Genomic DNA, 22,320 nt, shown 5'->3' on the forward strand with positions numbered 1-22,320 from the left:
AACACTTGCAGACTCCGCTGTGACGAGTTCACAGCGGCGGTCGGCATGTACGAAAGGCGGAAGGCAAATGGCAACTGAAGAAATATATAAACCGAAACATCATATTCGTTTTGTGACGGCATCCAGTTTATTCGATGGACATGATGCATCCATCAATATTATGCGGAGAATTTTACAGTCTACAGGAGCAGAAGTCATTCACCTCGGACATAACCGATCGGTTGAAGAAGTTGTAAACGCTGCCATTCAGGAAGATGTACAAGGAATTGCGATGTCATCCTATCAAGGTGGCCACGTCGAGTACTTCAAATACATGTATGATTTGTTGAAGGAACGAGGTGCTTCCCATATTAAGATATTCGGCGGTGGTGGAGGAGTCATCATCCCGAAGGAAATCAAAGAGTTGCATGATTACGGTATTGAGTGGATCTTTTCGCCAGAAGACGGTCGAAAACTAGGTCTGCAAGGTATGATTAATAAAATCATGGAACTATCGGATTTCTCCACGACTCCCGAAAGCGAAGAAGCCAACCTGGAACAACTGACAGCAGAAACGCCAGGTATCCTAGCCAATCTAATCACATATGTTGAAGAAAAACATTTGAATAAAGACGAAGCGACGGAGCAGTTGCTTGATCATGCACGCTCCATGTCGAAGCAAACGCCGGTACTTGGAATCACAGGAACAGGCGGAGCGGGTAAAAGTTCATTGACAGATGAATTGATTCGACGTTTCTTACGCGAATTTCCTGACAAAAAAGTTGCGATTCTTTCCGTTGATCCAACGAAACAAAAAACAGGGGGCGCGTTGCTTGGTGACCGTATTCGTATGAATGCGATCTTCAATAACCGTGTCTACATGCGTAGTCTGGCAACACGAGGATCTCGCTCTGAGCTGACAACTGCCATTCATGATGTGCTCGATGTCACAAAAGCAGCTGGCTATGACTTAATCATCGTCGAAACAAGCGGAATCGGGCAAGGAGATGCGCGCATCACGGATATTTCCGACGTGTCGATGTACGTGATGACGAGTGAATTCGGTGCACCGACACAACTTGAGAAAATCGACATGATCGACTTTGCGGATTTGATTGTTATCAATAAATTCGAACGTAAAGGTTCAGAAGATGCATTGATTCAAGTACGCAAGCAATATCAGCGCAGTCACTTACTGTTTGATAAGGATCTTGAAACGATGCCTGTCTACGGTACGATCGCAAGCCAGTTTAACGATAAAGGCACGAATACATTGTTTGCGGCGCTTGTCGATAAACTGAATAAAGCAACAGATTCCGACTGGACGACAAGTTATACTGACTTCGTCACGAATCAAAAACAAACGGTCATTATTCCACCTGACCGCAGCCATTACTTGCGTGAGATCGCATCTACTATCCGCAACTATCATGCGAAATCCAAGGAACAAGAAGAACTGGCGCGTCGCGTGTTCCAATTAGAAGGTGCTATAGAAGCTGTAAAAGAAGCCGATTCCAATGAAGCACTACTGGATTCATTGAACAGCTTGAAAGCGGGCGTCGAAGAGCAACTGACATCCGAAACGAAGCGCACCATCAAAAACTGGGGGCCGCTGCGCGAGTCTTACGAGCAGGATGAATATATAACCAAAATCCGTGACAAAGAGATACGCACGGCGCTCAACACGATCAGCCTGTCTGGTTTGAAAATCCCGAAAGTGGTCTTGCCGAAGTATAAAGACTATGGAGAAATCCTTCGCTGGGTAAACAGCGAAAACGTTCCAGGTTCATTCCCGTACACAGGAGGCGTTTTCCCATTCAAGCGTGTAGGTGAAGATCCACGTCGTCAGTTCGCTGGTGAAGGAACACCGGAACGTACGAACCGTCGTTTCCATTACGTATCAAAAGATGATGATGCGAAACGTTTGTCTACGGCATTCGACTCCGTGACGTTATACGGTGAAGATCCAGACGAACGCCCTGATATTTACGGGAAAGTAGGAGAGTCCGGAGTAAGTATTTGTACGCTAGAAGATATGAAGAAGCTTTATGATGGCTTTGATCTTTGCTCGCCTATGACGTCTGTTTCGATGACAATCAATGGACCGGCACCGATAGTTCTGGCGATGTTCATGAATGCGGCTGTTGATCAGCAAGTACGCAAGAAAGAAGAAGAATTAGGTCGTACGTTAACGGTAGAAGAGTTCACGGAAGTACGCGAGATGACGTTCCAAACAGTTCGCGGCACTGTGCAGGCAGATATTCTAAAAGAAGACCAAGGACAGAATACATGTATCTTCTCTACAGAGTTTGCTTTGCGCTTAATGGGCGATATCCAGCAGTACTTCATCGATAAAAAAGTTCGTAATTATTATTCTGTATCCATTTCGGGCTACCATATTGCAGAAGCGGGATCGAACCCGATTTCTCAACTGGCTTTCACGCTTGCAAACGGCTTCACATATGTCGAGTACTATTTAAGCCGCGGAATGAATATCGACGACTTTGCACCGAACTTGTCGTTCTTCTTCTCAAACGGTCTTGATCCAGAATACACAGTAATCGGTCGCGTCGCACGTCGTATCTGGGCGATCACAATGCGCGATAAATACGGTGCGAATGAACGCAGTCAGAAACTGAAATACCATATTCAAACATCTGGCCGCAGTTTACACGCGCAAGAAATCGACTTCAACGACATCCGTACGACATTGCAGGCATTAATGGCATTGCAAGATAACTGTAACTCGCTGCATACTAATGCGTACGACGAAGCGATCACGACACCGACGGAAGAATCTGTTCGTCGTGCAATGGCGATCCAGATGATCATCATGAAAGAACACGGCTTGTCGAAAAACGAAAATCCGCTACAAGGCGCATTTGTCATCGAAGAACTGACTAGTCTAGTAGAAGAAGCGGTATTGCAAGAATTCGATCGCCTGAACGATCGTGGCGGCGTACTCGGGTCCATGGAGACTCAATACCAGCGCGGTAAGATTCAGGAAGAGTCGATGTACTACGAAATGAAAAAGCACTCGGGCGAGCTACCGATTATCGGTGTCAACACGTACTTGAATCCGAATCCGCCGTCTGAGGAAGATATTGACAATATGGAAATTGCACGTGCGACTCAGGAAGAAAAGCAGATTCAAATCAGTAATCTGCGTGCATTCCATTCGACACATGCAGACGAGTCGGAGCAGGCACTTGCGAGACTACAGGAAGTGGCGGTCACTGGCGGCAACGTCTTCGCTGAGCTAATGGAGACGGTCAAAGTCGCAAGTCTAGGCCAAATTACCAATGCTTTGTATGAAGTAGGCGGCCAGTACCGACGTAATATGTAACGCGTCTCGAAAAGGGGATGTCACAGAAGCCATAACTTCTGGCGGCATCCTCTTTTTTTAATGGGTATGTACTCATTTAAGTTCAAAAGCAATAGCTTTCGAATAGTAAATGAATTTGTGTGTACGAGGGGATGGAAGCTCCAGTTGGCGGACGCTTTCCCATGGGCTCTCGGTGAGCCGACCAGGTCGCAAGCTCCCTTTTGGTTGTCTCATCTTTCGAGCTGATCCATCGGGAAGAGCCGTAGCGAAGAACGGCTTTTGCGAGTAAAAGCGAAGCGTTAGGAGCACATCTTTGCACTTCGCCACCAACTTCCGCTTCCATCCTACGTCGAGAGTACGGATACTTAGATCACTCACTGTAGGTGGTGTGTAAATTATTGCTTTGTTTTAACTTCTTTAGATTCAAGAACTAATGTTTAGAAGTGTATTACAAAACTTACTTTAATGACTAACAAAAAGTATCAACCACTCTCATTGCAAAGGGATTGGAGCGAGAGCCGTGGCGGAGTACGGCTTTTGCGAGTAAAAGCGCAGCGTTAGGAGCACGTCTTTGCACTAGGAGGGGCGACTCCTGGAGGATCAGTTCGCCGCGAACCCTCAGGAAAGCGTCCCCTCCGAAGCGCAAATCCCCACCCCAACACAATTTCCGCCAATCAATTTCAAAGGGCAGATGTAATCCAATAAATTACTTGAATTTCATTCCAACTCATAGTGGATAAATTAGCAAGTTAGTCAGTATAATGGAAACAACGAAGAAAAGGGGCGTGCTGAATGTGAGATGGTACTACCACGCAATTATAATAACTCTCTTAATTACGCTCACACTCATCTTCTACAACAACGGACTCGGCGCAATCCCCTTCACCATTGCGGCAGTCTACCTGGGGTATTTGACCATATCTGAGTATAGAAATATAAAGAGAAGTAAAAGAATGTAGCATATTGGAAGAAATAACGTATATAATGTACACTATGCTTATATGCTACAAGATAAAAAACGTTGATCGGCCAAATCATTCACTGACTTGGTCGGTTCCGCGTGTGATTGATAGAAGAAAGGACGTGCCATACATTGAATATCCATGACATGACGCAAGAAGAACTACTCGAAGAATCATTAATCAATATTACGCACCAAGTACTAACAGAACGCCGCGAATCCCTCACATTGGCAGAATTGATGGAAGAGTTCCGTAAACTTACAGGTATTACGGAAAAAGAATTGAAGGAGAAAGTTCTTCAATACTATACAGACTTGAACATCGACGGCAGATTCCTAGCTATCGAAGAAAATCGTTGGGGACTGCGTGAATGGTACCCAGTTGACCAGATCGAAGAAGAAACTGCACCAGTTGTAAAAGTACGCAAGAAGAAAAAGAAGAAAAAAGATTATGACGAAGACGATATTGAAGAAGACGATGACGAAGAAGAAATCTTCGATGAAGAATACGTTGAACTTGGCGAAGAAGACGATGACGTGGATGACGAAGAAGATGAAGAGGATGTAGTTGAAATCGAGGAAGATTTAATCGATCCTGATGACGACCTAGAAGTGATTCCTGAAGAAGAACTCGATATCGATGAAGAAGATGACGAGGACGACGAAGAAGACGAAGAGTATGAGGAAGAGAAATAATCGGACTTGACTTTTAGTGCCCAAAAATATAAGATTTGGATGGGCTCCTGAAAAGGACACATGAATTCGTGTATACGCGCTCCTTATTGTAGTTACGCTACAAACGGGGCGCTTTTTTGATTTTATATTGACCCTACTAGCATGGAAAAAGAATAAATGGAGGCACTACACATGACAAAATATATTTTTATTACAGGCGGCGTCGTCTCTTCTTTAGGTAAAGGTATCAACGCAGCATCACTTGGACGTTTACTTAAGAATCGTGGTTTGAAAGTAACGAACCAAAAGTTTGATCCCTATATCAATATTGACCCACGCATGATGAGTCCGTACCAGCACGGTGAAGTTTTCGTAACTGAAGACGGAGCGGAAACGGATCTTGACATCGGTCACTACGAGCGTTTCATCGACATCGAGTGTAACCGTTACTCCAACGTAACGATGGGGAAAGTCTATGATTTAGTATTACGTAAAGAGCGCTCAGGCGAATATAATGGTGCAACTGTACAGGTTATTCCGCACATTACCAATGAAATCAAAGAATTGATTAAACGTGCCGGCCAAACATTGAATGCAGATGTCGTCATTACAGAAATCGGTGGTAGTGTAGGCGATATCGAATCATTGCCGTACCTTGAAGCGATCCGCCAATTGAAGACAGATCTTGCAAAAGATGATGTGATGTACATCCACAACACGCTTATTCCTTATTTGCATGCAGCGGGTGAAATGAAAACGAAGCCGACACAACATAGCGTAAAAGAATTGCGCAGTCTCGGAATCCAGCCGAACATGATCGTTGTGCGAAGCGAATATCCAGTGCCACAAGAAATGAAAGACAAGATTGCGTTATTCTGTAACATCAAATCAGAAGAAGTAATCGAAGCTCTTGATGCGGAAACATTATACGAAGTACCTCTTCGTTTGCATGAGCAAAACATGGATCAGCTAGTTGTGGATTACTTAGGTCTTGAAACACCACAGCCTGAACTTTCTGAAGTGGAAGAACTAGTGAAGTTGGTTAAATCACTGAAAGAAACAGTGAGAATCGGTTTAGTTGGTAAGTATGTAGAATTGCAAGATGCATACATTTCCGCAGTAGAAGCTATGCGTCATGCCGGATATGCATTCGACGCGGACATCGATATTAAGTGGATCAACTCTGCAGATGTGACGTCTGAAAACGTAGCAGAACTTCTTGGAGATGTTGACGGAATTCTAGTACCAGGCGGCTTCGGAGATCGTGCTATCGATGGTAAAATCGAAGCTATCACGTATGCACGTGAACAGAAGATTCCATTCTTCGGTATTAGTTTAGGCCTACAGTTGGCGGCTACTGAAATCGCACGTAATGTGATTGGGCTAAAGACTGCTCATTCACTCGAGTTCGATACAGAGACAGAGCACCAAATGACAACGTTCCACCCAGATTGTCGTACAGCACGCGAAGCGGACAGCACATTACGTTTGGGTGCTCATCCATGTAAGGTGTCTGATAACACGAAGGCTTCTGCGGCATATGGTGAAGAGTTAGTGTACGAGCGTCACCGTCACCGTTATGAAATGAACTTGGCGTACCGTGCGCAATTGGAAGAGGCAGGTTTCATCGTTTCGGGAATCAGCCCGGACGGTCGCTTGATCGAAATTATGGAATTGAAAGATCATCCATACTTCGTCGCGTGCCAGTTCCACCCAGAGTTTGCATCACGCCCGAATCGTCCATCACCACTAATCCGCGAATTTATTCGCGCGGCGCTTGAGCATAAAAACTAAAAAGTATGCCCACAGAAGATTTTTCTTCTGTGGGCATTTTTGACTTTGGGTATTTAGAATCTTTGTAGAAGTTAGGGATAGTTTGAGAGTGCGAGGGGATGGAAGCTCCAGCTGGGGGACGCTTTTCCCAAGGGATCGCGGTGAGCCAACCAGTTCGCTAGTGCAAACGTGTGCTCCTAACGCTTCGCTTTTACTCGCAGCAGCCATCCTTCGCTACGGCTCTCGCTCTCTTTTGGTTGTCTCACTTGATCGAGCTGAACCATCACGAGTCACCGTCAGCTATCCGCTCATAGAATCCGTTTAAGCGCTCATAGAACACATTTTGCGCTCTATAGCACGCGCTGTCCGCTCTTTCAGACGCTACGAGTGCTCATGGATTCATCTAAGTGATCATAGAACCTTGATAACCGCTCATAGCCTCGAAAGTTCAACACCTTGCCAGCTACTATACGTCTACTCACTCAGATTTTGCACTACAATCTTAACTTCAATGCACAACAAAAAGTATGATCCACTCACCTTGCAAACCCTTACCCCATATCACAGCTCGTCATCTTCATCCGCCAACATATCATCAATCGACAGCTTCACTGCCTCATAAACAAACAACGCAGCAAGCGCATGGGGCTGGACAATTCTTTCGCCAGTAGGACCCGGAATCAGACCCTTTTTCAAACCTGTCGAAATATACGTATACGCAAGAGAAGCGAGCTCATTGTCGTCATCTTCCTTATCAGCAGCCAACACAGCGAATGGGATGAACTGCTCCGCCAGCTCACGTGCCAGCTCAAGCGCAGCAGGGTGATCGGCCTTTCGCACAAGCAACCACACGCGGTCAGCCGGTGTTAATGCCAACTCTTTTGTGTAACGAATCGCATCATCCAACGGTTCGACACCATCCAGTGCAGTCGCAGTAACAGCTTCCAATTCATCAAAAGCTGCTAAGACAATTCGTCCTTCGCCTACTACCGCTTGCGCCAATAAACGAGCAGTTTCTTCCATCGATTCTTCTTGACCTTCTGCAATTCTCTCCAGAAGACCTCTAATTTGTGTAGTTAATATTTTCACGAAAATCCCTCCAAAAGCTCAGTATATGGGAGAAAAGGAAGAAGTGCAAAATAGTTGACGAAAAATAGAGGAGTTGTTGGAATTTTCTTGAATAACATTACATAGACAAATAAAGTAGAGAAATAGAACCACACACAATTTTGCTGAAAATGAAATATCTTTGTATACAGACCGTAATAGTCGGGTTACAATAAAGTTTACAAAATTAAACAGGGGAAATAAGGTGATGGGGGATATGAAGATGAAACATTTACTAATTGTGGACGACCAGCCGGGGATCCGATTATTACTAGAGGAAATATTCAAACCAACGGGAATAATGACAGCGCTTGCATCGAATGGAAAAGAAGCGTTGGAAAAAGTCAGCGAACAACAACCTGACTGCATTTTGCTTGATATGAAGATGCCAGGCATGAATGGTGTCGAGGTCCTTCGAGAAATCCGAACCCTGTTGCCAGACGCGATTGTCATGATGATGACAGCGTATAGTGAAACCGAAATGCTGGAAGAAGCTAATAAACTAGGTATCGAACAACACTTTACTAAACCATTCGATATATTCGAAGTGCGTGATAGCGTGTTAAAAAGGTTGGAGTTACTAGACGTCTGATAGTAGTAATCATCGCATGAATTTGATATGCTAGTGGATAGAAATTAATATAATTAAAACACATAAAAAATTCGTGGAAACTCAAGGAGGAATTATACATGCCACTCGTCTCGATGAAAGAAATGATGATTCAAGGTAAAGAGCAAGGATATGCAATTGGTCAATTCAACCTAAATAACTTGGAATACACGCAAGCGATTCTACAAGCTGCTGAAGAAGAGAAATCGCCTGTTATTTTAGGTGTTTCAGAAGGCGCTGCACGTTATATGGGCGGATTTAAAACAGTCGTTATGATGGTCAAAGGACTAATGGAAGAATACGGTACGACTGTGCCAGTAGCGATTCATTTAGATCACGGTTCTAGCTTTGAGAAGTGTAAAGAAGCGATTGAAGCAGGCTTTACTTCTGTTATGATCGACGCATCTTCTAAGCCACTTGAAGAAAACATTGAAATCACGAAAAAAGTGGTAGATTTCGCACAGCAACATAATGTATCAGTAGAAGCTGAACTTGGCGTAGTAGGCGGTCAGGAAGACGACATCATCGCAGACGGCGTTATTTATGCAGATCCGGCTGAATGTAGAGAGCTTGTAGAAAAGACAGGTATCGATTGTCTAGCACCTGCACTAGGTTCTGTACACGGACCGTATAAAGGCGAACCGAATCTTGGATTTGAAGAAATGGAAGAAATCTCGAAACAAGGAGATATTCCACTCGTGTTGCATGGCGGTACAGGCATTCCGACGAAAGATATTCAACGCGCCATTTCACTTGGTACGTCTAAAATCAACGTCAACACAGAAAATCAGATTCAAGGTACAAAAGCTGTACGCGACATCTTAAACGAAGATTCCGAAGTGTATGATCCACGTAAATTCCTCGGACCTATGCGCGAAGCAATCAAAGCAACTGTAATTGGTAAAATGCGCGAGTTCGGCAGTTCGAAGCAAGCGTAATTATAGATTGAAGATAGAACAGAGGAGGAGCGCAATACGTCTCCTTCTTTTGCATTTAGCTAGATGAATTAACTACAACTAGGGGGACAATACACGTGAAATTTTTTATAGATACAGCCAATTTTGAAGAAATCAAGGAAGCGCACAGCTGGGGAATTATCTCTGGGGTTACAACTAACCCATCCCTAGTCGCGAAAGAAAATATTTCATTCCATGATCGTTTGAAAGAAATCACGGCACTCGTACCAGGTTCCGTCAGTGCAGAAGTTATCGCTTTGGATGCAGAAGGTATGATAGAAGAAGGGCGTAAGCTAGCAGCTCTTGCAGAAAACATCACGGTGAAATTACCGATGACACCTGAAGGCTTGAAAGCTTGTTCTGTATTTGCATCAGAAGGAATCAAAACGAACGTTACGCTAGTGTTCAGTGCCAATCAAGCCTTGCTTGCAGCACGTGCAGGCGCGACATACGTTTCACCATTCATCGGACGTTTGGATGATATTGGTCAAAATGGCGTCGAATTAATCGAAACGATTTCAGATATCTTCACAATCCATGACTTGGATACACAAATCATCGCAGCATCTATCAGACACCCACAGCATATTACGGCTGCTGCACTTGCTGGAGCACATATTGCGACAACTCCATTTAACGTACTTCAGAGTCTGTTTGCACATCCACTAACTACTAAAGGAATCGATCAGTTTTTGAAAGACTGGGAAACTAGAACGAATAAGTGATAGAACAAAAGGAGCTTGAAATGGACGTTTATAAAATCAAAGGTGGAAAACGACTGCAAGGAACGATCAGAGTAAGTGGAGCGAAGAATAGCGCAGTGGCTTTAATCCCTGCCGCTATTTTAGCTGACTCGCCTGTCACCATTGCAGGACTTCCAGAAATTTCAGATGTCTATACATTGCAGGCGCTCGTCGAAGAAATCGGCGGTAAAGTGGAAATGAAAGATGGTACGATGATCATCGATCCAACTGAAATCATTTCTATGCCATTGCCTAACGGTAACGTCAAAAAACTTCGTGCATCCTACTATATGATGGGAGCGATGCTTGGTAAGTTCAAGCACGCTGTCATCGGATTACCTGGAGGTTGTCACTTGGGTCCACGCCCGATTGATCAACATATTAAAGGCTTTGAAGCTCTAGGCGCAAGAGTCGAAAATGAACACGGCGCTATTTATTTGCGTGCAGAAGAACTATACGGCGCGAAAATCTATTTAGACGTCGTCAGCGTGGGTGCTACGATCAATATCATGCTTGCGGCTGTTAAAGCAAAAGGTAAAACGATTATTGAAAACGCAGCGAAAGAACCTGAGATTATTGATGTCGCGACTTTGCTATCCAATATGGGCGCGAATATTAAAGGTGCAGGAACGAACGTTATTCGTATCGAAGGCGTGGAAACATTGCACGGTACGAAACACACAATCATTCCGGACCGTATTGAAACAGGTACGCATATGATTATGGCTGCTGCAATTGGCGATGGTGTCACAATTGATAATGTCATTCCTTTACACGTTGAAGCTGTCACAGCGAAGCTTCGCGAAATGGGCGTGAAAGTAGAAGTCGGCGAAGAACAGATTTTCATTCCGAAAACTGAAAAACTTCATGCGGTGGATGTGAAAACTCTTGTTTATCCAGGATTCCCGACAGACTTGCAACAGCCATTCGGTGTATTGTCGACACAAGCGGAAGGCTCATCTATCCTAACAGACACGATTTATCCAGCACGCTTCAAACAAATCGATGAGCTTCGTCGAATGAATGCAGACGGCCGTGTAGAAGGTCGATCAGCTATCATAACAGGTCCTACTCCATTGCATGCAGCAACGGTTGAAGCATCAGATTTACGCGCGGGAGCCGCATTATTAATTGCTGGATTATTGGCAAGTGGAGAAACAGAAATCCGTGAAATTGAACATATTGAACGTGGTTACGGCAAGATCGTTCAGAAGCTACAAAATCTTGGAGCAGATATTAGAAAAGTGGAAGTACTCACACCGACTTCGATTTCCGAGTGACGCTAATTGCCAAAACGTGTATAATAGACTCAAACGACACATCCACTATCTAGAAAGTAGTCAATGGATGCGGACGTAGGCAAATGAAAGGTAATACGCAATACGCGCCTTACCGCAAACAGGAGGAACAAAACATTATGGAACGTAGTTTATCGATGGAATTAGTGCGTGTAACAGAGGCGGCAGCCGTAGCGGCAGCTCGCTGGATGGGACGCGGTTTGAAGAACGAAGCAGACGACGCCGCAACAGAAGCAATGCGTACAGTATTCGATACGATCCCGATGGAAGGTGTAGTCGTCATCGGTGAAGGTGAAATGGACGAAGCACCTATGCTATATATTGGTGAAGAACTTGGGACAGGTCATGGCCCCGCTGTAGATATCGCTGTCGATCCAGTCGAAGGTACGAATATCGTAGCGGCAGGTGGATGGAATGCACTAGCTGTTCTTGCGGTTGCAGATAAAGGTAATTTGCTAAACGCACCGGATATGTACATGGACAAAATTGCAGTAGGTCCTGAAGCAGTTGGTAAAATTGATATCGACGCAAGCGTTACAGATAACTTGAAGGCTGTAGCAAAAGCGAAAAACAAATCAGTATCTGACCTAGTAGCATCTGTTTTGAACCGCGAACGTCACGCAGATATCATTGCAGAAATTCGTGAAGCAGGTGCTCGTATCAAATTGATCGAAGATGGCGATGTAGCGGCAGCTATTAACACAGCCTTCGATGACACAGGTGTGGATATTTTATTCGGAAGAGGCGGTGCACCTGAAGGGGTAATCGCAGCAGTCGGATTAAAATGCTTAGGCGGAGAAATTCAAGGGCGTCTCGTACCTTCAAATGATGAAGAGAGAGAACGTTGCATCAAGATGGGTATCGACGTAGAAAAAGTTCTATACATGGACGATTTGGTAAAAGGAGACGACTGTATTTTCGCAGCAACAGGCGTAACAGACGGCGAATTGATGGATGGCGTACAGTTTAAAGGTACGTATTGCCGAACTCAGTCGATCGTTATGCGCTCGAAATCAGGAACTATTCGTTTCGTAGAAGGTCGCCACAGCATGAAGAAAAAACCTCTTCTCGTCATGCAAGACTAACTCCCTCAACACCCGGTGTCACAGCCGGGTCTCTATTTCCTAAAAACTATTCAGATCCATAATGTCCGGCTATTAAAGGAAAGGAAGTACACAATGTACTATCCTTTCTATTTACTATGCCAAATTTCCCTACAATAAATGAAGAGTGGTGTACGCATAGATGACGATGATTACGCTTGCGGACCTCGAGAATATGACGCTCAAAGAGCTTTACTCTCTAGCTAAGCAATTTAAAATTACTAACTATAGCAAACTGACAAAGAAAGAATTAATTTTTGCTATTTTGAAATCACGCGCCGAACAAGAAGGCTTCTTTTTCATGGAAGGCGTTCTCGAAATTATACAATCTGAAGGATATGGCTTCTTACGTCCTATCAATTACTCATCCAGTTCAGAAGATATTTACATTTCTGCATCCCAAATCCGTCGCTTTGATCTACGTAACGGAGACAAGGTAACAGGTAAAGTTCGTCCACCAAAGGAAAATGAACGCTTCTATGGATTATTGCAAGTCGAAGCAGTCAATGGACAAAATCCGGAAGTCGCACGCGAACGTGTTCATTTCCCGGCATTGACACCTTTATATCCTGATCGTCAAATTAAATTAGAAACATCGAGAAATAACGTGTCTACACGCATCATGGATCTCGTCTCGCCTGTTGGATTTGGTCAACGTGGATTAATCGTCGCTCCTCCTAAAGCGGGAAAAACGACGTTGTTAAAAGAAATTGCTAACTCCATCACTACAAACCATCCTGAAGCTGAACTAATCGTTCTATTGATCGACGAACGTCCAGAAGAAGTAACGGATATCGAACGTTCTGTTAAAGCAGATGTTGTCAGTTCGACATTTGATGAAGTACCACAAAACCACGTGAAAGTAGCGGAACTAGTACTCGAACGCGCAATGCGTCTAGTAGAAAGTAAACGCGACGTCATCATCTTGATGGACTCCATCACACGACTAGCACGTGCATTCAACCTAGTGATTCCACCAAGCGGACGCACATTATCCGGAGGAATCGACCCGGCAGCCTTCCACCGACCCAAAAGATTCTTCGGTGCAGCACGTAACATAGAAGAAGGCGGGAGCCTAACAATCCTTGCCACAGCTCTAATCGAAACCGGCTCACGCATGGACGAAGTCATCTACGAAGAATTCAAAGGAACCGGCAACATGGAACTGCACCTAGACCGCAACCTAGCCGAACGCAGAATCTTCCCAGCACTCGACATCCGTCGCTCCGGCACACGAAAAGAAGAACTGCTCATCCCTAAAGAAAACCTAGAAAAACTGTGGGCTATCAGAAAAACCTTCTCAGACTCCCACGACTTCACCGAACGCTTCATGAAAAAACTAAGCCAATCCGATAACAACGAAGAATTCTTCGACAAGCTAAACGAAGAAATGAAGGCGAAAAAGGGTAAAGGTCTTATCTGATTTTCTAACGTATTTTTTATATTACGCTTTTAAACCAGCATAAAAAGGTGATGTGCGTACTCAAAAGGTAAGATTGCAGCGGAAGCCGAGGGGCGACTCCCAGAGGATCAGCTCGACAGGTGAGACAACCAAAGAGAGCAAAGCGAACTGGTTGGCTCACCGCGAGCCCTCTAGGAAAGCGTCCCCTCGGCTGCAGCGGAAATCCAACCCCTAACTAAGTCAGCTTATGCCCATTAAATACCCAAATCAAACACTTGCGCAACGTATCGAATTTTGCTATACTAATCAAGTACAGTTTTTCTGTACACCGCATATACGGCTGACAAACACGGGTCGTGTACGGCATCGATCGTTTTATAGGCAAATGGCCAATAAAACATCCAGAATTTCACACTCTGTTCCAGATGGTTCAGGGCGAAAGGAGAGATATCGATGAAAGCAGGAATTCATCCCGATTACAAACTTGCAACAGTAACTTGCTCATGTGGCAATACATTTGAAACAGGTTCTGTAAAAGAGGATATTCGAGTGGAAGTATGCTCAGAATGTCACCCATTCTATACTGGCCGTCAGAAGTTTGCTACAGCAGATGGACGAGTTGACCGTTTCAACAAAAAATACGGCATCAAGTCAGAAGAACAAGAGTAATAAAAGCCAGATACCCGTCAGGTGCAGTCGTGCCAGACGGGTATTTTTATTAATTTATTGCAGATACTAGAGACGGTGTGCTCATAGAAGTCGCCCGAGTGCTCTATCGCTGGCGTCAACCGCTCATAGAATGAGGTTGATCGCTCTATCTGTGCCCGTTTACGCTCATAGCAGTGGTATAACCGCTCTATCGGAGCCCACAACCGCTCATAGGATTAACACACAACGCACAAACCACATACATAGCACGACATCGAAAGGAGATTGACCATGTACGTTTCAATGCAAGGCGGCTGGATGGAAGTCATCTGCGGCAGTATGTTTTCAGGTAAATCGGAGGAGCTTATTCGCCGAATTCGACGCGCGGAATTTGCCAAACAAAAGATTGCGGTATTCAAACCGGCAATTGATGATCGGTATAGCGAAGAGGCAGTTGTGAGCCACGACGGTGCGTCCACGATCGCTAATCCTATTTCCAAAGCGAGTGAAATACCAAATCTCGTTTCAGATGATTTCGATGTGGTCGCCATTGATGAAGCCCAATTTTTCGACGACGATATTATAGACGTTGCGATCATGCTTGCGGATCGCGGCTTTCGTGTGATCATTGCAGGACTCGATCAAGACTTTAAAGGCGAACCATTCGGACCGATGCCTGAATTAATGGCTGTGGCAGAACTAGTGACGAAACTTCAAGCAGTTTGTACTGTGTGCGGATCGCCTTCAAGCCGAACACAACGATTAATAGACGGACAACCTGCATGTCAGGATGACCCGATCATTCTAGTTGGCGCATCCGAAGCTTATGAACCACGTTGCCGCCAGCACCATGAAGTCCCTGTTAGCCGTATGCAACATGTAGAATAAACATATTTCCGTCTATCCGTAAGCAAGAAAGGATAGGCGGTTCTGCTATATACTAATATAGAAACCACTATTTCAGAAGAGGTGAACCGACTATGTTCGATAGACTACAAGCAGTTGAAGACCGTTATGACCGACTGAATGAACTACTTAGTGACCCCGAAATCGTTAATGATTTGGACAAATTACGCAGCTATTCAAAAGAACAATCCGATTTACAAGACACCGTCGAAGTATACCGTGAATATAAACATATCCATGCGCAATATAAGAATGCCAAAGAAATGCAAGATGAACCGCTTGATGATGACATGAAAGAATTAGTCAAAATGGAAATTGATGAACTCGAAGACCAAATTGAGTCGCTTGAAGAACAGTTAAAAGTATTACTCATTCCAAAAGATCCGAATGACAATAAAAGTGTCATTATGGAAATCCGTGGTGCAGCAGGAGGAGACGAAGCAGCTTTATTTGCGGGTAGTCTTTATCGGATGTATACACGTTTCGCGGAAATGAATCACTGGAAAGTGGAAGTGATTGATTCATCACCGACTGAACTCGGCGGCTTCAAAGAAATCATCTTCATGATTGATGGAAAAGGGGCCTACTCGAAGTTGAAGTACGAAAACGGAGCACACCGCGTGCAACGTGTACCGGAAACTGAATCAGGCGGACGAACTCATACGTCTACTGCTACTGTTGCGTGTTTGCCGGAAGCGGAAGAAGTAGAAATTGAAATTCACGATAAAGATATCCGTACCGATACATTTGCGTCATCTGGACCAGGAGGGCAATCCGTCAACACGACGATGTCTGCAGTACGCCTCACGCATTTACCGACAGGAACTACAGTATCGATCCAGGATGAAAAATCCCAAATTAAAAATAAAGAAAAAGCCATGAAAGTATTGCGTGCACGAGTGTATGATAAATTCATGCAGGAAGTACAAGCTGAATATGATGAAAAACGAAAATCTGCAGTTGGATCAGGTGACCGTTCCGAACGTATTCGCACGTATAACTTCCCACAAAACCGTGTCACGGACCATCGAATTGGTCTGACGATACAAAAGCTTGATCAGATTATTGAAGGGAAGCTGGATGAAGTCATCGACGCATTAATTATTGAAGAACAGGCACATCGCTTGGAAAGTTTGGATCGCAATGACTGAGACAATGCTCGAATCTGTGCAACGAGCACAACAATTGCTGGACGCACGCGGTATGGACACGCATGCTGCTGAACTTGCCATGCGCTCTGTCACGGGTAAAAGCCAAGCTAACTATTTAGCTAGTTTGCGCGAACAAGTTCCGCATGAACCGTACTCGAAATTCTGGTCCATCATCACAGAACTTTTGACCGGCAAGCCAATTCAATACATCCTTGGTGAAGAATCCTTTTACGGCTATTCATTCGAGGTCAATGAACACGTACTGATTCCTCGTCCTGAAACGGAAGAACTCGTACATTATGCGTTGCAACGTGCTACTCAATTATTTGGTGAACGAATGATTCAAGTAGCGGATATCGGAACAGGCAGTGGAGCGATCGCGATCGCATTCAAAAAAGAAAGACCGACTGCGGAAGTGACAGCGACTGATTTTAGTGAATTAGCGCTCGAAGTCGCACAACGTAATGCACAACGCAATGAAGTCAACGTGACCTTTTTACAAGGGGATATGGAAGAGCCGTTGAAACATCAGAAGTGGGATATCATTCTATCTAATCCACCGTATATTGCAGATTATGAAAAAGTTGATATGTCGCCAACTGTCTATGATTTCGAACCGCAAACTGCGCTATTTGCGGAAGAAGACGGTCTCTATTTCTACCGTAGACTAGCAGAGAATCTATCGCCTCTGATGAATCGACCTTCACTGATCGGTTTTGAAATAGGCTATCTACAAGGCCCGGCAGTGCAAAAATTTCTTGAAGAAGCCTTTCCGGAAGCGACTGTTGAAGTCATCCAAGACATCAATAAAAAAGATCGAATGATATTTTGTGAGATTCGATGAATAAAACTCCCTCCTGCGGGTCAAGATAGAGTGCAGGAGGGGATGACATGTTACAAGATTATCCGATAAATCAACAACCGACTCAAACTTCGAAACTAGTGGCATTTATAGAATTCGTACTTATATTACTAACTATTCAAGCGGTGTTACTCGTATTCGGTCAACAAACAAATGCTAGTGAAGCGACGCAATTTCGTATTCTTGCAAACTCGAATACCGTAGCGGATCAGCAAGTGAAACAAAACGTTCAGGAAAAAATCGCGCCATTGCTAGAGAAAGCTATTAGCCAATCTATGAACACACAGCAAATCAATGCTAATCTTCAAGTGTTGGAGCCGAAGATACTTGAAATCGCCAAGACACAAGTAAACGGCGCACACGTAACGCTTGAACACAGTGCGGCAATGATCCCGCCAAAACGCGTAGGATTTTTCATTCAGCCGCAGGGTGTTTACGATGCATATGTTGTCAAAATCGGTGCAGGTAGAGGGGATAATTGGTGGTGTTCACTGTTTCCTAACGTTTGTTTCCCTGAAGAGGCAACAGTCGCTGAAACAGAAGAAGAACCTGTTACATTCTTCATTTGGGAGTGGATAAAATCACTGTTCAAATGAAACTATTCACACATTTTGTGGATAAAGTCACCGAAATGTGTATAAAGAGGGGTTGAGCAAGTGGACACTACACAAGAAATAGTGGATAACCTAGTGGATAACGATAGAATCTATGAACAAGCTGTGGATATCCTTAAATCTGGAGGTATTGTTGCCTTTCCGACTGAAACAGTTTACGGATTGGGAGCGATCGCGACAGATGGGCAAGCAGTACAGCGGATCTTTGAAGCAAAAGGTAGACCTTCAGATAATCCGCTAATCGTACATATTGGGAACCAGTCAGACATCGAGAAATATGCGACAGACATCCCTGAAATTGCAGAAGTCTTAATGAAAGCTTTTTGGCCGGGACCGTTAACGTTAATCATGGAAAAGAAACCGGGCGTTATTGCAGATGTTGTCACAGCTGGACTTAGTACCGTAGCCATTCGTATGCCAGACCACTCGATAGCGTTGGAGTTGTTACGAAAACTCGATCAGCCATTAGCTGCACCAAGTGCAAATCGAAGTGGAAAGCCGAGCCCGACGGAAGCGGATCATGTCTATCACGATTTACTAGGTAGAGTACCGTTAATTCTGGATGGTGGAGAGACAGGAGTTGGCTTAGAATCCACAATCTTGGATATCACAGTCACGCCACCTGTCATTTTGCGTCCCGGCGGCATAACGAAGGAGCAGTTGGAAGACTTGATTGGTACCGTCCACATGGCGACGTTACCCACAGATCAAACGTCAGCACCGCGCGCACCGGGAATGAAGTATACACATTACGCACCCGAAGCACCGCTATTCGTCATTGGGCCGAATGCCGATACTATTGCGCATGCGCTAGAGACCATTCACCAGCAAAACAAACGTGTGGCCATCATTGGACCTGATGAGTTATACACAGAGCGCGCGGATTGGTACTTTTCCACAGGTCCGATCAATAGTCGTGAAGCGATGGCGTCAAGCTTGTACAAAGCGATTCGTCAATGTGACAATACCAAAGCCGACATTATCTTAGCCGTTGAGACAGACCTTTCGGGTATTGGGGCAGCGGTCATGAACCGACTCGATAAAGCATCAGACGGCAAGCGTTTCATGGAATAACATTTCAATAACGATGAATAGCCCCCTTCAGCATCCGCATAAGATGAGTACATGCGACTTGCAAGGGGGCTTAGTCTTTGATAGAAATCATATCAGCTATCGTGACAACTATCGATATTTTGATTGTCTATACATTTTTGCAACTACGGCGAGGTCGATTGATGATTATGCTGTGGACTACTATACTGAATATGCTACTTCCACTCATTGGCTTCTACGCAGGAGAATGGGTGATGTCCTATTTCGTAGGATGGAGTCATTTGCTTTCGGGTGTACTGTTATCACTCATCGGCCTTCATATTTTACTTGCCGACAGTGAAGAGCAATCCATCGTAGAGATGATTTCACCATTTTTCCTAGCGCTGATCGTCAGTCTAGATGCGTTCGCCGTCAGTGTGACATTCGGTATGATGCAGTTGAATAAATGGCTATTCATCATGGCATCAGGTCTCTTCTCATTCGTCTTTTCGGGCATTGCGTTTTTATCCGCAGGCCGTCTACGTTTAATAAATGGAACATTCATTAGACGTCTGACAGGTATTGTTTTCATCTGTATAGGTGTATTGTCCTTTATATTTTGAAGAATAGTGTTTCTTTTTCCTCATAAATCCGGTATTCTGTAAAGTAGGTGAAGAAAATGAATATTTATTTTATATGTACAGGTAACACATGTAGAAGTCCTTTGGCAGAGGCGTTAGTTAATCATGCCAATGTACCAGGGTTTACTGCGAAGTCCGCTGGCATTCATGCGATAGATGGATTACCCATCTCCTCGAATTCAGCGCAACTGTTGAGGGAAGAAGGAATCTCTTTCTCTCCCTACTCCAATGAAGTTAAGTCATCTGAGATGGAATGGGCTGATATCGTGCTGACAATGACAGCAAACCATCGCGATTTACTGCACAGCCGCTTTCCGCACATGAAAGAGAAAGTCTTTACATTAAAAGAGTACGCGGGCATAATGCCAGGTCTTGATGTACATGATCCATATGGCGGAGATTTGGCTACATACCGCACGACATTCAATGAGCTGACAGAACTCATTAACTCAGTCATCCGAAAGTTAGCGGAGGGGAACTTATGAAAGAACCGAAAAAAGTAGGGCTGCGGGCGAAACTCGTTCTATTTATCGTGATTCTCGCAGTCATTACGTATACTACCAGTGCTGTATTCATTAACTGGGTACAGCCAACGTTCTTCCCGAATGTACAACCATTCATTTTTCAATTGCTAACATATGCGATGGGCGTCATGTGGTCAGGTATTTTAGCGGCCATGTTCAGCGTTATTTTGACCAAGCCATTGCAACGTTTGGAAACAGCCGCGATGAAAGTGGCGGACGGAAAAATCGGTACGGACATTCAATTGCCAAATTCTTCGGATGAAATCCATTCCGTCTCCAAAGCATTCCAGCAAGTGGTCGTTAATTTGCGTAATATTATTGAGCAAATTGAATCGAACTTTCAAGCAACTGCTCAATCAGTCGATGAATTGACTAAGGAGACAAGCGCTGCATCCGGTCAATCGGACGCCATCGCGCGCACGATCGGAGAAATCTCCAATGGTGCAGAACATACGTCAGAGGCGATTCGTGAAACCGTCCATGCGATTGAAGATATCCGGCAACTCGCGATGGAAGTCAATAGTCGGGCGGATCAATCTTCAGAGCAGTCTAAAATGATGTTACGAGAATTGCATGCGACAACCGAGATCTTCCAATCCGTATTAGCAGGAATCCATCAAATGAGCAATCAAAGTGAACATTCATTGGAAACGATTCAAGTACTCGATGAAAATGCCCATAAAATCGGTGAAATCGTGGAACTCGTAGGCAACATAGCGGGTCAGACAAACTTACTCGCACTTAACGCCTCTATAGAAGCGGCGCGAGCAGGGGAACATGGTAAAGGCTTCGCCGTCGTCGCGGAAGAAGTCCGCAACTTAGCTGATGAAAGCGCAAAAGCAGTGCAGATGATTTCGGGGCTTGTCCAAACGATCCAGGCAGACGTTAAACGAGTAGTGTCTGAAATGCAAAAACAAGTAGAAACGGCATCTACTGAAGCCAAACGCGCAACAAAAACGAATGAAAATGTCGAGACCATGACCGACACAATCCATACAATGGCGCAATTTGTAGAGGAAATCACTGATATCGTCGGCAATCAAATGCGGACAATCGAGCGCACAGCCAAGCAGTCGATGGAAGTAGCCTCAATCGCAGAGCATACCTCAGCGGGTGCGGAAGAAGTCCGCGCGGCTACGGACGAACAGGTGGCGTCGATAGACCAAACGAAGACGAAGGCGTTAGAGTTGAAGGAGCAATCGGAAGAGCTGTACAAAGTCATCCGAAAGTTCGACCGCACGACAGTATAATAAGCAAAGACGATCCAGAGGCATTTCGTGCTCGGGATCGTCTTTTTTAAATGGAGGGGTAGAGCGTTTGTTTTAAGATTCTTTGCAGGGGGCGTAGTAAGCGGCGTGGGTAGCTGTTCTTGCAGGAGCGTTTTCTGTTTGGGAGATTAAATATAGGTAGTGGTTTAGCCGGCAAAGTAAGTGGGGCGATCATTGACCCCACTTCGGCGGTGGTGGATGGCTTCCGCAATGAGCCAGACAGGAAGTACGCCTGGCTGTCTCATTACTACGCCTACCACTGGCAGCCGCCTGCGTTGGATAGTGTGTGAGGCAGTTCAGGTACTTGTTTTTCGAGTACGCGGATAATTTGTTCGTACAAGTAAGTAGGATACGATGTTAGGTTATAGTTTTTGCACCTCCTTGCTCTTCCTTGTTTTGTGCAGAGGTAGTAGTTTGACTGGCTATGTAAGTGGGGCGGTCATTGGCGCCACTTCGGCGGTGGTGGATGGCTTCCGCAATGAGCCAGACAGGAAGTGCGCCTGGCTGTCTCATTACTACGCCTACCACGTGCAGCCGCCTTCGTTAGATAATGTGTAGGACGGTTCGGATTCTTCTTTTGCAAGGATAGGAACTAGTACTACCCAGTGACTGGTTTTATCTACTATAAACCACAACCTGACATGGTAAGTACTTAGCAGCGCAGGCACAACTGCGGGGTAGGCCGTGGCCATGAGACAGCTAGCAGCTCCACCGCTAGTTGGCTCATGGCTGGAGGCAATCC

General features: G+C 44.8%; 21 protein-coding genes. 18 read left to right on the forward strand and 3 right to left on the reverse strand.

Going from position 1 to position 22,320, the window contains the following annotated elements; translation table 11 throughout:
* Positions 1-67 precede the first annotated feature (67 nt).
* From icmF to CSV69_RS13005, 3 genes are all read left to right on the forward strand, one after another.
* Positions 68-3,325 carry a fused isobutyryl-CoA mutase/GTPase IcmF gene (gene icmF / locus CSV69_RS12990; protein ID WP_099693633.1) on the forward strand — a complete coding sequence of 1,086 codons (3,258 nt, stop codon included), beginning with the start codon at positions 68-70 and terminating at the stop codon, positions 3,323-3,325.
* A gap of 1,072 nt (positions 3,326-4,397) precedes the next feature.
* Positions 4,398-4,961 (forward strand): DNA-directed RNA polymerase subunit delta, encoded by a 564-nt coding sequence (rpoE, locus tag CSV69_RS13000; protein ID WP_085428129.1) that lies wholly within the window; start codon positions 4,398-4,400, stop codon positions 4,959-4,961.
* A gap of 171 nt (positions 4,962-5,132) precedes the next feature.
* Complete coding sequence (locus tag CSV69_RS13005; RefSeq protein WP_085428130.1) at positions 5,133-6,734, forward strand: CTP synthase; 1,602 nt, start codon at positions 5,133-5,135, stop codon at positions 6,732-6,734.
* Between the two features lie 540 nt (positions 6,735-7,274).
* Here CSV69_RS13005 and CSV69_RS13010 read toward each other — a convergent pair.
* The gene (locus CSV69_RS13010; RefSeq protein ID WP_099625036.1) at positions 7,275-7,802 is read right to left on the reverse strand and encodes a DUF2529 family protein; all 528 of its coding nucleotides are present in this window, start codon (positions 7,800-7,802) and stop codon (positions 7,275-7,277) included.
* Positions 7,803-8,043: 241 nt separating this feature from the next.
* Between CSV69_RS13010 and CSV69_RS13015 the strand changes: the two genes are divergently transcribed.
* The 15 genes from CSV69_RS13015 to CSV69_RS13085 all read left to right on the forward strand — a co-directional run bounded on the left by CSV69_RS13015 (position 8,044) and on the right by CSV69_RS13085 (position 21,560).
* Entirely contained in the window at positions 8,044-8,412 is a 369-nt protein-coding gene (locus CSV69_RS13015; protein WP_085429073.1) for a response regulator, read from the forward strand.
* 98 nt (positions 8,413-8,510) lie between these two features.
* Positions 8,511-9,368 carry a class II fructose-bisphosphate aldolase gene (locus tag CSV69_RS13020; protein ID WP_085428132.1) on the forward strand — a complete coding sequence of 286 codons (858 nt, stop codon included), beginning with the start codon at positions 8,511-8,513 and terminating at the stop codon, positions 9,366-9,368.
* A gap of 95 nt (positions 9,369-9,463) precedes the next feature.
* Positions 9,464-10,111 (forward strand): fructose-6-phosphate aldolase, encoded by a 648-nt coding sequence (gene fsa / locus CSV69_RS13025; RefSeq protein WP_085428133.1) that lies wholly within the window; start codon positions 9,464-9,466, stop codon positions 10,109-10,111.
* A 20-nt stretch (positions 10,112-10,131) separates the two neighbouring features.
* The gene (locus CSV69_RS13030; RefSeq protein ID WP_085428134.1) at positions 10,132-11,409 is read left to right on the forward strand and encodes a UDP-N-acetylglucosamine 1-carboxyvinyltransferase; all 1,278 of its coding nucleotides are present in this window, start codon (positions 10,132-10,134) and stop codon (positions 11,407-11,409) included.
* A 137-nt stretch (positions 11,410-11,546) separates the two neighbouring features.
* Complete coding sequence (gene glpX / locus CSV69_RS13035; RefSeq protein ID WP_099625038.1) at positions 11,547-12,512, forward strand: class II fructose-bisphosphatase; 966 nt, start codon at positions 11,547-11,549, stop codon at positions 12,510-12,512.
* Between the two features lie 160 nt (positions 12,513-12,672).
* Positions 12,673-13,953, forward strand: a complete 1,281-nt coding sequence (gene rho, locus CSV69_RS13040) for a transcription termination factor Rho (protein WP_085428136.1) — start codon at positions 12,673-12,675, stop codon at positions 13,951-13,953.
* Between the two features lie 432 nt (positions 13,954-14,385).
* Positions 14,386-14,601: a 50S ribosomal protein L31 gene (rpmE, locus tag CSV69_RS13045; protein ID WP_085428137.1), complete on the forward strand. Its 216-nt coding sequence runs from the start codon at positions 14,386-14,388 to the stop codon at positions 14,599-14,601.
* A gap of 270 nt (positions 14,602-14,871) precedes the next feature.
* Positions 14,872-15,468 (forward strand): thymidine kinase, encoded by a 597-nt coding sequence (locus CSV69_RS13050; RefSeq protein ID WP_085428138.1) that lies wholly within the window; start codon positions 14,872-14,874, stop codon positions 15,466-15,468.
* Positions 15,469-15,560: 92 nt separating this feature from the next.
* Positions 15,561-16,637 carry a peptide chain release factor 1 gene (gene prfA / locus CSV69_RS13055; RefSeq protein ID WP_099625039.1) on the forward strand — a complete coding sequence of 359 codons (1,077 nt, stop codon included), beginning with the start codon at positions 15,561-15,563 and terminating at the stop codon, positions 16,635-16,637.
* Positions 16,630-17,481 (forward strand): peptide chain release factor N(5)-glutamine methyltransferase, encoded by an 852-nt coding sequence (prmC, locus tag CSV69_RS13060; RefSeq protein ID WP_099693634.1) that lies wholly within the window; start codon positions 16,630-16,632, stop codon positions 17,479-17,481. Before prfA ends, prmC begins: the two co-directional genes overlap by 8 nt.
* 47 nt (positions 17,482-17,528) lie before the next feature.
* On the forward strand, positions 17,529-18,095 hold the full coding sequence (locus CSV69_RS13065; protein WP_099693635.1) for a stage II sporulation protein R: 567 nt from the start codon (positions 17,529-17,531) through the stop codon (positions 18,093-18,095).
* Between the two features lie 60 nt (positions 18,096-18,155).
* Positions 18,156-19,187, forward strand: a complete 1,032-nt coding sequence (locus CSV69_RS13070) for an L-threonylcarbamoyladenylate synthase (RefSeq protein WP_099693636.1) — start codon at positions 18,156-18,158, stop codon at positions 19,185-19,187.
* A gap of 77 nt (positions 19,188-19,264) precedes the next feature.
* Positions 19,265-19,768, forward strand: a complete 504-nt coding sequence (locus CSV69_RS13075) for a manganese efflux pump MntP (protein WP_099693637.1) — start codon at positions 19,265-19,267, stop codon at positions 19,766-19,768.
* Between the two features lie 56 nt (positions 19,769-19,824).
* Complete coding sequence (locus CSV69_RS13080; RefSeq protein WP_085428144.1) at positions 19,825-20,271, forward strand: low molecular weight protein arginine phosphatase; 447 nt, start codon at positions 19,825-19,827, stop codon at positions 20,269-20,271.
* Complete coding sequence (locus tag CSV69_RS13085) at positions 20,268-21,560, forward strand: methyl-accepting chemotaxis protein (RefSeq protein ID WP_099693638.1); 1,293 nt, start codon at positions 20,268-20,270, stop codon at positions 21,558-21,560. Before CSV69_RS13080 ends, CSV69_RS13085 begins: the two co-directional genes overlap by 4 nt.
* 375 nt (positions 21,561-21,935) lie before the next feature.
* Here CSV69_RS13085 and CSV69_RS16895 read toward each other — a convergent pair whose 3' ends face one another.
* Positions 21,936-22,106: a hypothetical protein gene (locus CSV69_RS16895; RefSeq protein WP_158232673.1), complete on the reverse strand. Its 171-nt coding sequence runs from the start codon at positions 22,104-22,106 to the stop codon at positions 21,936-21,938.
* The coding region (locus tag CSV69_RS16900; protein ID WP_158232674.1) for a hypothetical protein at positions 22,100-22,320 on the reverse strand (221 nt) is incomplete at its 5' end. The genes CSV69_RS16900 and CSV69_RS16895, both read right to left, overlap by 7 nt.

Origin of the sequence: Sporosarcina sp. P26b (assembly GCF_002743245.1) — a bacterium.
Lineage (GTDB): Bacteria > Bacillota > Bacilli > Bacillales_A > Planococcaceae > Sporosarcina > Sporosarcina ureae_C.

What these genes read in the sequence shown, in the direction of transcription:
- rpmE (WP_085428137.1), top strand. Translation starts at nt 14,386, where the DNA reads ATGAAAGCAGGAATTCATCCCGATTACAAACTTGCAACAGTAACTTGC.
- CSV69_RS13015 (WP_085429073.1), top strand. Translation starts at nt 8,044, where the DNA reads ATGAAACATTTACTAATTGTGGACGACCAGCCGGGGATCCGATTATTA.
- prmC (WP_099693634.1), top strand. Translation starts at nt 16,630, where the DNA reads ATGACTGAGACAATGCTCGAATCTGTGCAACGAGCACAACAATTGCTG.
- CSV69_RS13050 (WP_085428138.1), top strand. Translation starts at nt 14,872, where the DNA reads ATGTACGTTTCAATGCAAGGCGGCTGGATGGAAGTCATCTGCGGCAGT.
- CSV69_RS13030 (WP_085428134.1), top strand. Translation starts at nt 10,132, where the DNA reads ATGGACGTTTATAAAATCAAAGGTGGAAAACGACTGCAAGGAACGATC.
- glpX (WP_099625038.1), top strand. Translation starts at nt 11,547, where the DNA reads ATGGAACGTAGTTTATCGATGGAATTAGTGCGTGTAACAGAGGCGGCA.
- CSV69_RS13085 (WP_099693638.1), top strand. Translation starts at nt 20,268, where the DNA reads ATGAAAGAACCGAAAAAAGTAGGGCTGCGGGCGAAACTCGTTCTATTT.
- rho (WP_085428136.1), top strand. Translation starts at nt 12,673, where the DNA reads ATGACGATGATTACGCTTGCGGACCTCGAGAATATGACGCTCAAAGAG.
- CSV69_RS13020 (WP_085428132.1), top strand. Translation starts at nt 8,511, where the DNA reads ATGCCACTCGTCTCGATGAAAGAAATGATGATTCAAGGTAAAGAGCAA.
- CSV69_RS13065 (WP_099693635.1), top strand. Translation starts at nt 17,529, where the DNA reads ATGTTACAAGATTATCCGATAAATCAACAACCGACTCAAACTTCGAAA.
- icmF (WP_099693633.1), top strand. Translation starts at nt 68, where the DNA reads ATGGCAACTGAAGAAATATATAAACCGAAACATCATATTCGTTTTGTG.
- prfA (WP_099625039.1), top strand. Translation starts at nt 15,561, where the DNA reads ATGTTCGATAGACTACAAGCAGTTGAAGACCGTTATGACCGACTGAAT.
- CSV69_RS13080 (WP_085428144.1), top strand. Translation starts at nt 19,825, where the DNA reads ATGAATATTTATTTTATATGTACAGGTAACACATGTAGAAGTCCTTTG.
- CSV69_RS13005 (WP_085428130.1), top strand. Translation starts at nt 5,133, where the DNA reads ATGACAAAATATATTTTTATTACAGGCGGCGTCGTCTCTTCTTTAGGT.